12 protein-coding genes are annotated in these 13,920 nt (G+C 70.0%); 7 read left to right on the top strand and 5 right to left on the bottom strand.

Annotation, left to right across the window (positions count from 1 at the left end):
• The first annotated feature begins 251 nt into the window (after window positions 1-251).
• A complete protein-coding gene (locus tag JYA75_RS16235) occupies window positions 252-1,997 on the top strand; it encodes a DEDD exonuclease domain-containing protein (protein WP_050036378.1) in 1,746 nt (581 codons plus the stop codon).
• Between the two features lie 41 nt (window positions 1,998-2,038).
• Entirely contained in the window at window positions 2,039-2,314 is a 276-nt protein-coding gene (locus tag JYA75_RS16230; RefSeq protein ID WP_006932084.1) for an Lrp/AsnC ligand binding domain-containing protein, read from the top strand.
• A gap of 26 nt (window positions 2,315-2,340) precedes the next feature.
• Here JYA75_RS16230 and trpD read toward each other — a convergent pair whose 3' ends face one another.
• Entirely contained in the window at window positions 2,341-3,411 is a 1,071-nt protein-coding gene (gene trpD, locus JYA75_RS16225) for an anthranilate phosphoribosyltransferase (RefSeq protein WP_180986951.1), read from the bottom strand.
• A gap of 68 nt (window positions 3,412-3,479) precedes the next feature.
• Complete coding sequence (locus JYA75_RS16220) at window positions 3,480-3,926, bottom strand: hypothetical protein (RefSeq protein WP_029544227.1); 447 nt, start codon at window positions 3,924-3,926, stop codon at window positions 3,480-3,482.
• A 137-nt stretch (window positions 3,927-4,063) separates the two neighbouring features.
• On the opposite strand from JYA75_RS16220, the gene JYA75_RS16215 reads away from it, so the two are divergent.
• From JYA75_RS16215 to JYA75_RS16200, 4 genes are all read left to right on the top strand, one after another.
• Window positions 4,064-4,675, top strand: coding sequence for a heme-copper oxidase subunit III (locus tag JYA75_RS16215; RefSeq protein ID WP_006932077.1), 612 nt, complete (start codon window positions 4,064-4,066; stop codon window positions 4,673-4,675).
• 99 nt (window positions 4,676-4,774) lie between these two features.
• A complete protein-coding gene (locus tag JYA75_RS16210) occupies window positions 4,775-5,608 on the top strand; it encodes a cytochrome c (protein WP_044475654.1) in 834 nt (277 codons plus the stop codon).
• Window positions 5,605-6,732, top strand: a complete 1,128-nt coding sequence (locus JYA75_RS16205; protein ID WP_029544230.1) for a ubiquinol-cytochrome c reductase iron-sulfur subunit — start codon at window positions 5,605-5,607, stop codon at window positions 6,730-6,732. Before JYA75_RS16210 ends, JYA75_RS16205 begins: the two co-directional genes overlap by 4 nt.
• Window positions 6,729-8,375, top strand: coding sequence for a cytochrome bc complex cytochrome b subunit (locus JYA75_RS16200; protein ID WP_029544233.1), 1,647 nt, complete (start codon window positions 6,729-6,731; stop codon window positions 8,373-8,375). Before JYA75_RS16205 ends, JYA75_RS16200 begins: the two co-directional genes overlap by 4 nt.
• Before the next feature lie 781 nt (window positions 8,376-9,156).
• Here the strand turns inward: JYA75_RS16200 and JYA75_RS16195 are convergent.
• Complete coding sequence (locus tag JYA75_RS16195) at window positions 9,157-9,573, bottom strand: cytochrome c oxidase subunit 4 (protein WP_006940002.1); 417 nt, start codon at window positions 9,571-9,573, stop codon at window positions 9,157-9,159.
• 31 nt (window positions 9,574-9,604) lie between these two features.
• Complete coding sequence (locus tag JYA75_RS16190; protein WP_144415028.1) at window positions 9,605-10,669, bottom strand: cytochrome c oxidase subunit II; 1,065 nt, start codon at window positions 10,667-10,669, stop codon at window positions 9,605-9,607.
• Between the two features lie 272 nt (window positions 10,670-10,941).
• Here JYA75_RS16190 and asnB point away from each other — a divergent pair, with 272 nt between their 5' ends.
• Window positions 10,942-12,867, top strand: a complete 1,926-nt coding sequence (asnB, locus tag JYA75_RS16185; RefSeq protein ID WP_050035371.1) for an asparagine synthase (glutamine-hydrolyzing) — start codon at window positions 10,942-10,944, stop codon at window positions 12,865-12,867.
• 63 nt (window positions 12,868-12,930) lie between these two features.
• Here the strand turns inward: asnB and JYA75_RS16180 are convergent, their stop codons facing one another.
• Complete coding sequence (locus tag JYA75_RS16180) at window positions 12,931-13,902, bottom strand: carbohydrate kinase family protein (protein ID WP_006947778.1); 972 nt, start codon at window positions 13,900-13,902, stop codon at window positions 12,931-12,933.
• Window positions 13,903-13,920: the final 18 nt, after the last annotated feature.

Raw genomic sequence — 13,920 nt, 5'->3', positions numbered from 1 at the left:
TGTCGCAGGTCGAACCGGCGATCACGAGCGCATCGACGAAGCGAGAAGCCGCCGACCGAGGCGGCGCCTGCCCTCCGGTCGCGGTATCGATACCCTCTCGCGCCGCCGCCCACACCCACACGGCCGACCGAAGGTGTGATCCTCGTCTCTCCGGACCGTTCCGGGTGTCTCCGCCCCGTCCCCGGGGTGTCGGACCCGCCCCCTACCCTGGCGTCGTGACCGTGCCCCACCGAACCGAGCCCGCCGTCGGGGTGCAGCTCGGTTTCGACGAATTGGACACGCCGCTGCGGGAGACCACCTTCGTCGTCGTCGATCTCGAGACCACCGGCGGCAGCTCCACGGACGACGCGATCACGGAGATCGGGGCGGTCAAGATCCGCGGCGGCGAGGTGCTCGGCGAGTTCGCCACGCTCGTCGACCCGGGCCGGTCGATCCCCCCGAACATCGTGCAGCTCACCGGCATCACGACCGCCATGGTCCGTGCCGCGCCCCGGATCGAGCAGGTCCTGCCCTCGTTCCTCGAGTTCGCCGCCGGATCCGTGCTCGTCGCGCACAACGCGGGCTTCGACGTGGGATTCCTGCGGGCCGCGGCGTCCCGGTCCGAGGTCGCGTGGCCCCGCTTGCAGGTACTGTGCACGGTCAAGCTCGCGCGCCGCGTCCTCGGCCGGGACGAGGCACCGTCCGTGCGGCTGTCCGCGCTCGCCGAGCTGTTCCGGGTGTCCACCACGCCCACGCACCGCGCCCTCGACGACGCCCGGGCAACCGTCGACGTCCTGCACGCGCTCATCGACCGCGTCGGCAACCAAGGGGTACACAGCCTCACCGAACTGCGGGACTATCTGCCGGCCGTCACCGCCGAGCAACGCGCCAAACGGTCCCTCGCGGCGCACCTGCCGCGGCGGCCCGGCGTGTACCTGTTCCGCGGGCCCTCGGACGAGGTGCTGTACATCGGGACCGCGGTCGACCTGCGCCGCCGCGTGCGCAACTACTTCACCGGATCCGAGACCCGGCCCCGCCTGAAGGAGATGGTGGCACTCACCACCCGGATCGATCACGTCGAGTGCGCCCATGCCCTCGAGGCCGGGGTGCGGGAGCTGCGGCTGCTCGCCGCGCACGCCCCGCCCTACAACCGTCGCTCCAAGTTCCCCACCCGGGGCTGGTGGATCACCCTCACGGACGAGGCGTTCCCCCGGCTGTCCGTCGTCCGCACACCGACCACGGCGCCCCCGGCCCCGACGTGCGGCGGCCCGACCGACGCCGTCGGCCCGTTCTCGTCGCGGGCCGACGCCGTCGCCGTCGCCACCACCGTCGCCGAGTTCTGCCTGCTGCGGACCTGCACCCGGCGCATCCCCCGCACGAAACGGCACGGCGAGCACTGCCCTCCGGAGGCCGTGGGGGCCTGCGCCGCCGCCGCGGCCGGGCTGCAGACCCCCGTCGAGTACGCGCGGCAGGTGGACCTCGCCCGGGCGCTGCTGCGCGGGGAGGACGACGCGCCGCTGCATCGGATGCGCGAGCGCATCGACCACCTCGGCGCCGCCGAACTGTTCGAGGGCGCGGCCCGGCTGCGGGACCGGGCGGCCGACGCCGTGTTCGCGCTGCGCCGGACGCAGCGCCTGGCCGCCCTAGCGGCGGTGGACGAGCTGATCGCCGCCCGCCGACGCGCCGAAGGGGGTTGGGAGTTCGCGGTGATCCGGGCCGGCCGGCTCGCGGCAGCGGGAGTCGCTCCACGCGGCGTCCCGCCGATGCCCGTCGTCGACGCGATCGCCGCCGCGGCCGAGACCGTGCGCCCGACGACCGCGCCGCTGCGGGGTGCGCTCGTCGAGGAACTGGGACTGCTGGCCCGCTGGCTCCACGACGACGGAGTCCGCATCGTCCGGACCACCCAGGGCTGGTCCGAGCCGCTCCGCGGCGCCGGGGCGTGGGCGCAGTGGGGTGAGCTCGCCCGAACGGCACGCGCCGGGGCCGAGCCGGTCACGATCGCGCACCCCCTACGCTGAGGGCTCGCCCGCAGGTCCGTCCCCGGAAGCCGAGGAGAGCAATGATCCACGCCATCGTCCTGATCCACGCCGACGCCCACCGCATCCCGGAGACCGCCCAGGCGGTCGCGGACCTGGCCGGCGTCGACAAGGTGTACTCGTGCGCCGGCGACATCGACCTGATCGCGCTGCTGCGGGTGCGCGACCACGAGGAGATCGCCGAGGTGGTCACCCGCGGGATCAACAAACTCGACGGCGTGACCAGGACGGCGACGCACATCGCCTTCCAGTCGTACTCGAGCGCCGACGTCGAGGCCGGGTTCTCGATCGGCGAATAGGACGGACGCCCGGCCCGTCGTCGCGCTCAGCCCGCGGCGGCGAGCCGGTTGGTCACCTCGACCCAGCGGGCGAGCACCGCCGCCGCCGCGCCCGAGTCCAGCGCCTCGGCTGCCGTCTGCATCCCCGCCGCCAGGGCACTGGCGAGCGATCCCTCGAACCCCCGGAAGGCGGCGATCGCCCCGGCGGCGTTCAGCAGGACCGCGTCGCGTACCGGCCCGTGCTCCCCGGCGAGCACCGCCCGCGCGATCACGGCGTTCTCGGCGGCGTCGCCGCCGCGCAGCGCGTCCAGCGGCACCCGGGCGACGCCGAGGTCGGTGGGATCCAGGCTCACGGTGCTCACGCTGCCGTCCCGGACGACGTACACCGTCGACGTCGTGGAGGTGGTCAGTTCGTCCAGTCCGTCGTCGCCCCGCACGACGAGCGCCGAGTTGCCCCGCTCGGCGAGGACACCGGCGACCGTGCCGATCAGCTCCGGGAAGGCACATCCGATCAGGCCGGCGCGGGGCCGGGCCGGGTTGGTCAGCGGCCCGAGCACGTTGAACACCGTCGGGATACCGATCTCCTTACGCGGTGCGGCCGCGAACCGGAGCGCCGGGTGGTAGACGGGGGCGAAGCAGAACCCGATGCCGGCCTCGGCGACCGACTCCGCGACGGCCTCGGGACCGAGGCTGATGTGCACGCCGAGCGCCTCGAGCACGTCCGCGCCGCCGCTCTTCGACGAGGCCGCCCGGTTGCCGTGCTTGACGACGCGGATGCCGCACGCGGCCACCACCAGCGACGCCATGGTCGAGATGTTGACCGTGTTCGCCCGGTCCCCGCCGGTGCCCACGATGTCGACGACGTCGTCGTCCACCGGCACCAGCCGGGCGTGGCCCAGCATCGAGTCGGCGAGGCCGAGCAGCTCCTCGGGCGTCTCCCCCTTCATCTTCAGCGCGACGCCGAACGCGGCGATCTGCGCGGCCGTGGCGTTGTCGGACATGATCTCGTCCATCGCCCACTGGGCCTCCGCACGCGCGAGGTCGCGTCCGGCGGTGAGCCCACCGAGGACCGCCGGCCAGCTCCGGGCCACCGCATCCGCCTGTCGTCCAGCGTTCATCGCACCTGCCCTCGCCGCATCTCGCTCCTCGGTGCGCCGCCGTCGTCGGCGGCGCATGCCGGAAGAGCTTAGCCAGGGCCGATCTCCGGCTGCAGGGCGTCCCACCCGAGCGCGGTACCGCCGAGCCGTTGCGCCAGACCGGCCATCCGCGACCGCTCCTGCGAACAGTGCAGCGCATCGAGCACCTGCACCCGCTGCAGCAGGACGGCCTGGAGGCCGGGCCCGGCCGGGTTCGCCGGCTGCGCCGGGGCGTACCCGTCCTGCGCGGCCAGGGCGATCGCCCGCTCCACGGAATCGGCCGGCAGCTCGAGATGGTGCCGCAGGACGGCCTCCGACTCCGGCGACCAGGCCGGTTCGGTCGCCGCGCCCCGCTCGAGGGCGGTCGAACAGGCCTCGACGTCGTCGAAGGACGAGACCACCACCACCAGGTCCGGCCGTGCCGGATCCAGGGGCTCCGGACCCCTGCGCGAGAACGCTCGCCGGACCCGGCCCCACACCCCTCCGCCACTGCTCATCGCACCACGATCCCACGCGCCACGGGCAGTGCACGACCGCCCCCGGAAAACGCGATCGCACGGCGCCCACCAGCGAAGACGCGCCGATTTCGGCCCCGATTGCCCACGAGTTACTACGAGCAGTCATACTTGCGAACGTGACGAGCGCAGTAGGGACTTCAGGAACTGCAATCACCCAGCGCGTGCACTCGCTGAACCGGCCCAATCTGGTCAGCGTCGGCACCATCGTGTGGTTGTCCAGTGAGCTCATGTTTTTCGCAGGGCTCTTCGCCATGTACTTCGTGGCGCGGGCGCAGGCCGACGGCAACTGGCCGCCGGAGCCTGTCCACCTCAATCTGGCGTTGGCGGTGCCGGTCACCCTCGTGCTGATCGCCTCCTCCTTCACCTGCCAGATGGGTGTGTTCGCAGCCGAACGTGGCGACGTGTTCGGCCTCCGGCGGTGGTACATCATCACCCTCGCCATGGGCACGTTCTTCGTGCTCGGCCAGGGCTTCGAGTACACCCAGCTGGTCGGCGAGGGCGTGACGATCTCGAGCATGGTGTGGGGTTCGGTCTTCTACATCACGACCGGCTTCCACGGCCTGCACGTCATCGGCGGCCTCGTCGCCTTCGTGTTCCTCCTCGTGCGCACGAGGGTCAGCAAGTTCACGCCGGCGCAGGCCACCGCGGCGATCGTCGTCTCCTACTACTGGCACTTCGTCGACATCGTGTGGATCGCGCTGTTTGCCACGATTTATTTCATCCGTTAGCCAGCTGAACGCCCAGGCAGCCCCCTGACGTCCAGTCCGTCCCGACATACCAAAGGGATACAGATGAGTTCATCCCCACCTCTCGCTTCCGAGGGTGACATGCCCGGTCAGTCCGCGGCCGCGTCCGCCAAGTCCCGCCGTCAGCGCAAGCTGCGCCGCCGCGTCACCGGTGCGCTGGTGCTCGCCCTCGGCCTGCTCAGCGCCGGCTTCCTCGCCTCCGCGCTGACTCCCGCGCCGCAGGTGGCGACGGCGAACGAGGACCAGTCGGCCCTGATCCGCGAAGGCAAGCAGCTCTACGAGACCTCCTGCGTCACGTGCCACGGCGCCAACCTGCAGGGTGTGCAGGACCGCGGCCCCAGCCTGATCGGTGTCGGCGAGGCGGCCGTGTACTTCCAGGTCTCCACCGGCCGCATGCCGATGATGCGCAACGAGGCCCAGGCCGTGCGCAAGACGCCGAAGTTCGACGCGGCCCAGACGGACGCCCTCGGCGCGTACATCCAGGCCAACGGCGGCGGCCCGACGCTCATCCGTGACGAGAACGGCGAGATCGCCCAGTCCTCGCTGCGCGGCAACGACGTTGCCCGCGGCAGCGAGCTGTTCCGCCAGAACTGCGCCTCATGCCACAACTTCACCGGCCGCGGCGGCGCGCTGTCGTCCGGCAAGTTCGCGCCGGCGCTGGATCCGGCGAACGAGCAGCAGATCTACACGGCGATGCTGACCGGCCCGCAGAACATGCCCAAGTTCTCCGATCGTCAGCTCACGCTGGAGGAGAAGGAGGACATCATCGCCTACGTCAAGGCCTCCGGCGAGACGAACAGCCCCGGCGGATACGGCCTGGGCGGTTTCGGCCCCGCCTCCGAGGGCCCGACGATGTGGGTGGTCGGGATCGTCGCCGTCGTCGGTGCGGCACTGTGGATCGGAGCAAGGTCATGAGTGGCGGCGAAACGCCGAACAAGCACACGATCGAGAACCTCGATCAGATGAGCCGCGACGATCTCGTCGCGCTCGGCACCAACCTCGACGGCGTGGACGTGGCGTTCCGCAAGGACCGCTGGCCCGTCGCGGGCACGCGCGCCGAGAAGCGCGCGGAACGGAACGTCGCCTTCTGGTTCGGGCTGGCGGGTGTGTCGGCTCTCGCGTTCATCGCGGTCTTCATCTTCTGGCCGTGGGAGTACCAGGGCCCCGGTGAGGACAACTACACGCTGTACAACCTGTACACGCCGCTGCTGGGCCTGACCCTGGGTCTGGCCATCCTCGGCGTCGGCGTCGGCGCGGTGCAGTTCACCAAGAAGTTCATCCCGGAAGAGGTGTCGATCCAGGATCGGCACGACGGAGTCTCTTCGGAGGTCGATCGGCGGACGATCGTCGCCGAGCTCTCCGACTCGCTGGACACCTCCACGCTGCCGCGTCGCAAGCTGATCAAGCGCACGGCACTGTTCGGTGGCGGCGCGCTCGGCCTCGGCCTGATCATGCCGCTCGGCGGCCTGATCAAGAACCCCTGGGCCGAGGGCGACGAGTCGCCGCTGTGGGTCTCGGGCTGGACGCCCCGGTACCCGGGCGAGACGATCTACCTGCGTCGCGACACCGGACGCCCGAACGACATCGTCCTGGTCCGCCCGGAGGACCTCGATGCCGGCGGCATGGAGACCGTGTTCCCCTTCCGCGAGTCGGACCGCGGTGACGAGCACGCCCTCCTCGAGGGCCTGCGCGGCATCCGCAACGCCGTCATGCTGATCCGCCTCCGGACCGAGGACACGGCGAGGGCGATCAAGCGCAAGGGTCAGGAGAGCTTCAACTACGGCGACTACTTCGCCTACTCGAAGATCTGCACCCACCTGGGCTGCCCGACGTCGTTGTACGAACAGCAGACCAACCGCATCCTGTGCCCCTGCCACCAGTCGCAGTTCAATGCCCTGGAGTACGGCAAGCCCCTGTTCGGTCCTGCTGCTCGCGCACTGCCGCAGTTGCCTATTACAGTGAACGAAGAGGGCTTCCTCGTCGCCAACGGTGACTTCATCGAGGCTCTCGGTCCGGCATTTTGGGAGCGTCGCCCGTGAGTACTGCAACACCATCCCGCGCCGCCCACGCGGCGGAGAACATCGACTCGCGCTATCACCCGGCCGCCGGGCTGCGGCGTCAGATCAACAAGGTGTTCCCCACCCACTGGTCCTTCCTCCTGGGTGAGATCGCCCTGTACAGCTTCGTGATCCTGCTGATCTCGGGTGTGTACCTGACGTTGTTCTTCGATCCGTCCCTCGCGCACGTCACCTACGACGGCGCCTACACCCCGCTGCGCGGCGTCACGATGTCGCGTGCGTACGAGACGACCCTGGACATCTCCTTCGAGGTGCGCGGCGGTCTGTTCGTCCGGCAGATCCACCACTGGGCTGCGCTGATGTTCGCCGCGTCGATCATCGTGCACCTGCTGCGCGTGTTCTTCACCGGTGCGTTCCGCCGTCCGCGTGAAGCGAACTGGGTGATCGGCTCGCTGCTGCTGATCCTGGCGATGTTCGAGGGCTTCTTCGGCTACTCGCTGCCCGACGACCTGCTTTCCGGCACCGGCCTGCGGGCCGCGCTGTCCGGCATCACCATCAGCATCCCGGTGATCGGCACCTGGATGCACTGGCTGATCTTCGGCGGCGACTTCCCCGGCATGCTCATCATCCCGCGCCTGTACGTCGCGCACGTGCTGCTGATTCCGGGCATCATCCTCGCCCTGATCGCAGCCCACCTGGCCCTGGTCTGGTACCAGAAGCACACCCAGTTCCCCGGCCCCGGCCGTACCGAGCAGAACGTCGTCGGTGTCCGGATCCTGCCGGTGTTCGCGGTCAAGTCCGGTGCGTTCTTCGCCATCACCTTCGCCGTGCTGGCGCTGATGAGCGGTCTGCTGCAGATCAACCCGGTCTGGAACATCGGCCCGTACAACCCGTCGCAGGTGTCCGCCGGCTCGCAGCCCGACATCTACATGATGTGGACGGACGGCCTGGCCCGTATCTGGCCGGCGTGGGAGATCTACCTGTTCGGCCGCTACACGATCCCCGCGGTGTTCTGGATCGCAGTGATCATGGGCCTGGTCTTCACGGTCCTCATCGCCTACCCGTGGATCGAGAAGAAGTTCACCAAGGACGATGCGCACCACAACCTGCTGCAGCGTCCGCGGGACGTGCCGGTCCGGACCGCGATCGGCGCGATGGCTCTGACGTTCTACGCCATCGCGACCATCATGTGCATCAACGACATCATCGCCTACAAGTTCGACATCTCGCTGAACGCGATGACGTGGATCGGCCGCATCGGCATCCTGCTCGGCCCGCCGCTCGCCTACTACCTGACCTACCGGTTTTGCCTGGGCCTGCAGCGCAGCGACCGCCAGGTGCTCGAGCACGGCATCGAGACGGGCATCGTCCGTCGACTGCCGCACGGCGAGTACATCGAGATCCACCAGCCGCTCGGCCCGGTGGACGACCACGGTCACCCGATTCCACTCGAGTACCAGGGTGCACCGGTGCCGAAGCGCATGAACAAGCTCGGCACCGCCGGCAAGCCCGGCGCGGGCAGCTGGTGGAGCGCGGACCCGGCCGAGGAGGCGACGGCACTCGAGGCCGCGCACCACGAGGCCGAGGTCGAGCAGCGCGCCATCCTGAGCGAGTACCAGACGCGCGTCCACGGCACCACGGACGGCGACGGCAAGGCGCACTGACGGTCGCTCGAGTCCGAAACCACGGGAGGGGCCCCGAACCGGAAACGGTTCGGGGCCCCTCCCGTTTCTCCGTGGTCCCTGCGGCTTCCATCCCCGGTGGCTTCCGGTCGGTGCGGACGACCGGATCCGGTCCCCGCACCCCACCCCTCCCCCACTGCGACGGACGGCCGGGAACCCGAGCGGACCGTCGGCTCACCGGCCCTCGGACGGGCCGGGCGTGTCGCGGTACGCGAGTCGGTTCGAGCGCGGTACCGCATCGGCGTCTGCCCGGGGGCGCGCGGTGTCCTGCCGCCGCGTTCCGCGCGGTGTCCTGCCGCCGCGTTCCGCGCGGTGTCCTGCCGCCGCGTTCCGCGCGGTGTCCTGCCGCCGCGTTCCGACGGGACCATCCGGGTTCGATTCCGACCCGCGGCGCGGTATCACCCCACCGCCGGCACGGCGGCGAGCGCCACCTCGACGAGGTCGCCGCCGTAGTACCTCAGCAGCGCCCGCCTGTGGATCCGCCGTGGCTACGCCGGGCGGGTGAGTAGGCGTGAGGGCTCTCGCGGCCGGGACAGCGGCGCGCCGCGACACTGCCCGCCCGGCACCCCCGGCGTCGGCCCCGTTCCCCACGACCGGGCCATGGACGATTCCCCGGTGACACCCCGCCGAGCCGTGACGCGAACCGCGCACGGCGAGCACGGCCCGAGGCTCCCCGTCCGGGCACGGAACGGAAACGGCCGCGGGGCGGCCTCACCGTGTGGTGAGGCCGCCCCGCGGCATCGGATCTACGCGCTGTGTGCGCTCAGTGCTTCTCGGGTCCGACGTGGTACTCGAACACCAGGCCGGCCGCAGCAGCGAGGATCAGGATCACGGCGAGGACGATCAGCCACGGCTGGAAGAAGGCCAGCGCGATGGCGGCGAACGCAGCCGCCCCGGCCAGCAGGATCGGCCAGTAGCTACCCGCGCTGAAGAAGCCCAGGTCGCCTGCGCCGTCGCTGATCTCGGCCTCCTCGTAGTCCTCCGGGCGGGTGTCGAGGCGACGGGCCACGAACCGGAAGTAGGTGCCGACGATGAGCGTCAGGCCGGCGGAGAGCACGATCGCCGTCAGGCCGGCCCACTCGATGCCCGTGCGGGACAGGCCGGTGAACACTCCGTACACGATGGCGACGAGCACGAAGAACACCGTCACGACTTCGAAGAGCTTGGCTTCGATCTTCATATCAGCTTGTCCTTGGTCGGAGGTTTACCGGTCAGTTGCCCGCGGTGACGACACCACTGGCCGCGCGGTCGGTGCGGTCGGTCTTGAAGGGGGTGGTGGACGTCGCGACCGGGGACTCGCCGATGCGCTCGAGCGCCTGCGCGTTGGTCAGGCCCTCGCCACCGTCCTCGACGGGCTTGCGGAGCTCGATGTACTCCGCGAACCGCTCCGGGCTCACCGCGCGGACCTCGAAGTTCATCATGGCGTGGTAGGTGCCGCACATCTCGGCACAGCGGCCGACGAACGCGCCTTCCTCCTGGATCTCGGAGATCTGGAAGACCGGATCGGAGCTGTTGTTCAGCGGGTTCGGGTTGACGTCACGCTTGAACAGGAACTCCGGCACCCAGAAGGAGTGGATCACGTCGGACGAGGCGAGCACGAACTCGATCCGGCGATCGGTCGGCAGGACGAGGACCGGGATCTCGTTGCTGGTGCCGACCGTCTCGATCTTGTTGTAGTGCAGGTACGACAGGTCCTCGGCCTCCTGGCCGTGGATCGGGGCCGGGATCTCGTGCTCGCCGCCGGCATGCTCCTCGGTGTCGCCCTCGACCGCGGCCTGCGCGATCTCGTCCGTCCCCTCGTAGCGCGCCGTGCCCTCACCGAGGTCGACGGTGCGGTAGCCGAACTTCCAGTTCCACTGGAACGCCGTGACGTCGACGACGACGTTCGGGTTGTCCTCCTTCTCGAGGACGTAGTTCTGCACCACCACGGTGAAGTAGAACAGCACCGCGATGATGACGAACGGGACCGCCGTGTACAGCAGCTCGAGCGGCACGTTGTAGGCCGTCTGCCGCGGGAATTCCGGCGAGTCCTTCTTCTTGCGGTGGAAGATGACCACCCAGAAGGTCAGGCCCCACACCAGTACACCCATGACGAGGGCGGCGACGACCGACCACGTCCACAGCTCACGCATACGCTCGGCCTGCGGGGTAATCCCCTCCGGCCAGCCGAAACGCAGGACTTCCTCGCTGCTACATCCCGTCAGCAGCACGGCTGCAATACCGAGAGATGCTGCCAGCCCGAACCGCCGAAGGATCCGACCTTGCGCCACGTTCACGCCTTCCTGATCGCCGCAATTCCACTAGGGCACACCCGGAGGGCAGACCCAATTACTACGCAGCGTAGACCAAACCCGGCCGCGATCCATCCCCGGGGCGCACACAACGTGTCGCGTCGTCGCGTGCCCGCTGCTCACGGCCCGGGTCGACGCCGGCCACCGGCTGCCGCGACCCCCGGCCTGCGGCATACTGCCATGCAGACCGTCGGTCCCTGCTGCGGCAACATCCCGGGGGCCGAATCCATCCCAACCGGAATGAGGTATCGGACGCCGTGTGCGGACTGCTCGGGTTACTGACCACTGACGGCACCAGCGACGACGCCGTCGCCAGGGTCGACTCCGCGATGCACTGCCTGCGTCATCGCGGACCGGACGAGCACGGCACCTGGCACGACGGCGACCTGGTCTACGGGTTCAACCGGCTGTCGATCATCGACATCGCGCACTCGCACCAGCCGCTGCGGTGGGGCCCGCCGGAGTCCCCGGAGCGCTACGCCCTGACCTTCAACGGTGAGATCTACAACTACGTGGAGCTGCGGGCCGAGCTGGCGGAGAAGTACGGGGCGCAGTTCGCCACCGAGGGGGACAGCGAGACCATCGTCGCCGCGTACCACTACTGGGGCACCGAGGCGGTGCGACGGCTGCGGGGCATGTTCGCGTTCGCGATCTGGGACACCGAGACGCGCGAGCTGTTCCTCGCCCGCGACCCGTTCGGCATCAAGCCGCTGTTCCTCGCCACGGGCACCGGCGGCACCGCGTTCGGCAGCGAGAAGAAGAGCCTGCTCGAGCTGGCCGATCTGATCGGGATCGGCACCGAACTCGACCCCCGCGCCGTCGAGCACTACACGGTGCTGCAGTACGTTCCCGAGCCGGAGACCCTGCACAAGGAGATCCGGCGGCTCGAGTCCGGCTGCTACGCCCGGGTGCGCCCGGGGGGCCGGCCGGAGATCACGCGCTACTTCGAGCCGACGTTCCCGGTCCGGCCCTTTGCCGCAGGCCGCGAGCGCGACCGGTACCGGGAAATCGCCGAGGCGCTCGAGGATTCCGTCGCCAAGCACATGCGTGCCGACGTGACGGTCGGGTCGTTCCTGTCCGGCGGCATCGACTCCACGGCCGTCGCGGCGCTCGCGATGCGGCACAATCCGAACCTGATCACGTTCACCACCGGGTTCGAGCGCGAGGGCTACTCGGAGGTCGACGTGGCGGCCGAGTCCGCCGCCGCGATCGGCGCCCGCCACGTCGTCAAGGTCGTCTCCCCCGCCGAGTTCGCCGCGGCGATCCCCGAGATCGTGTGGTATCTGGACGACCCCGTCGCCGATCCCGCGCTGGTGCCCCTGTGGTTCGTCGCCAAGGAGGCCCGCAAGCACGTGAAGGTGGTGCTCTCCGGGGAAGGTGCCGACGAGCTGTTCGGCGGCTACACCATCTACCGCGAGCCGCTATCGCTGAAGCCGTTCGAGTACCTGCCGAAGCCGTTGCGGCGCGCGGCCGGGAAGCTGTCCGAGCGCATCCCCGAGGGCACCCGCGGCAAGAGCCTGCTGCATCGCGGGTCGATGACCCTCGAGGAGCGGTACTACGGGAACGCCCGCAGCTTCAACGACGCGCAGCTGCGGGCGGTGCTGCGCGACTTCCGTCCGGAATGGACGCATCAGGACGTCACCGCACCGATCTACGCCCGCTCCGCCGGCTGGGATCCCGTCGCGCGGATGCAGCACCTCGACCTGTTCACGTGGCTGCGCGGCGACATCCTCGTCAAGGCCGACAAGATGACGATGGCGAACTCGCTGGAGCTGCGGGTGCCGTTCCTGGATCCCGAGGTCTTCCGCGTCGCCTCGCAGGTGCCGCTGGATCAGAAGATCACGAAGAACACCACCAAGTACGCGCTGCGCCAGGCCCTCGAGGATATCGTCCCGCCGCACGTGCTGCACCGCGCGAAGCTCGGCTTCCCCGTGCCGCTGCGGCACTGGCTGCGCGGCCCGGAGCTGTTCGAGTGGGCCCGCGCCGTGATCGCCGAGTCGGGCACCGAGCACCTGCTGGACAAGGCGGCCGTCGGCCGGATGCTCGACGAGCACCGCGAGGGCCGCGTCGATCACAGCCGCCGGCTGTGGACGGTGCTGGTGTTCATGATCTGGCACGGCATCTTCGTCGAGCAGCGCATCGTGCCGGACATCCAGGAGCCGGCCTACCCCGTCGAGGTGTAGGGCCGCTACGCGGCCGGTGTGTCCTTCGGGCGGTGGGAACCGCCCGAAGGACACACCGGCCGATCACGGCAGGATCGCGGCGATCTCGTCCGCGGCCGTCTGCCCGTACGCGACCGCCAGCCGCTTGACCGCGTCGGGACGGTCGAAGGTCCATTCCTGGGTGCCGGTCGTCTCGAGCACGAGCACCGCGACGAGCGAGCCGAGCTGGGCGGCACGCTCGAGACTGAGGCCCGCGCGGTGTCCCAGCAGGAAGCCCGCCCGGAATGCGTCGCCGACGCCGGTGGGATCCACCTTGGCCCGCTCGGGCACGACGCCGACGTGAATCCGGTGGCCGTCCCGTTCGACGATCTCGACGCCGTGGCCGCCGAGCGTGGTGACGCGCAGACCGACCATTGCGCGGATCTGCTCCTCGGTCAGGCCGGTCTTCTGCTGCAGGAGCCCCCACTCGTACTCGTTGGTGAACAGGTAGGCGGCACCGTCGATCAGCCGGGCCGCCTCGTCGCCGCTCAGACGGGCGAGCTGCTGGGACGGGTCGGCCGCGAACGGCATGCCGAGCTGTCGGCACTCGTCGGTGTGCCGGGCCATCGCCTCCGGGTCGTTCGCGCCGATCAGGACCAGATCGACCCCGTGCGCCCCGGTCACGTCGGCGAGGGAGATGTCCCGGGCCTCGGACATCGCGCCGGGATAGAACGAGGCGATCTGTGCCATCGCCTCGTCGGTCGTGCACACGAAGCGCGCGGTGTGCGCGGTCTGCGACACGTGCACGGGGTCGCAGTTGACGCCGTTGCCCTCGAGCCACGCACGGTACTCGGCGAAGTCGGCGCCGACCGCCCCGACGAGCACCGGCGACCCGCCGAGCACACCCATCGCGTAGGCGATGTTGCCGCCCACGCCGCCGCGACGGACCACCAGGTCGTCGACCAGGAAGCTGAGCGAGATGTGGCTGAGCTGGTCTGCGACGAGCTGCTCGGCGAAGCGTCCGGGGAAACGCATGAGGTGGTCGGTGGCGATGGAACCGGTCACGGCGATGGTCACGTGGCTGGGCCTTTCAGC

The sequence above is a fragment of the Rhodococcus sp. PSBB066 genome, from assembly GCF_017068255.1.
In the GTDB taxonomy this organism is placed as follows: Bacteria; Actinomycetota; Actinomycetes; order Mycobacteriales; family Mycobacteriaceae; genus Rhodococcus; species Rhodococcus aetherivorans.
The sequence above is the reverse complement of the archived record's forward strand: the minus strand, read 5'-3'. Positions and strand labels throughout refer to the sequence as shown.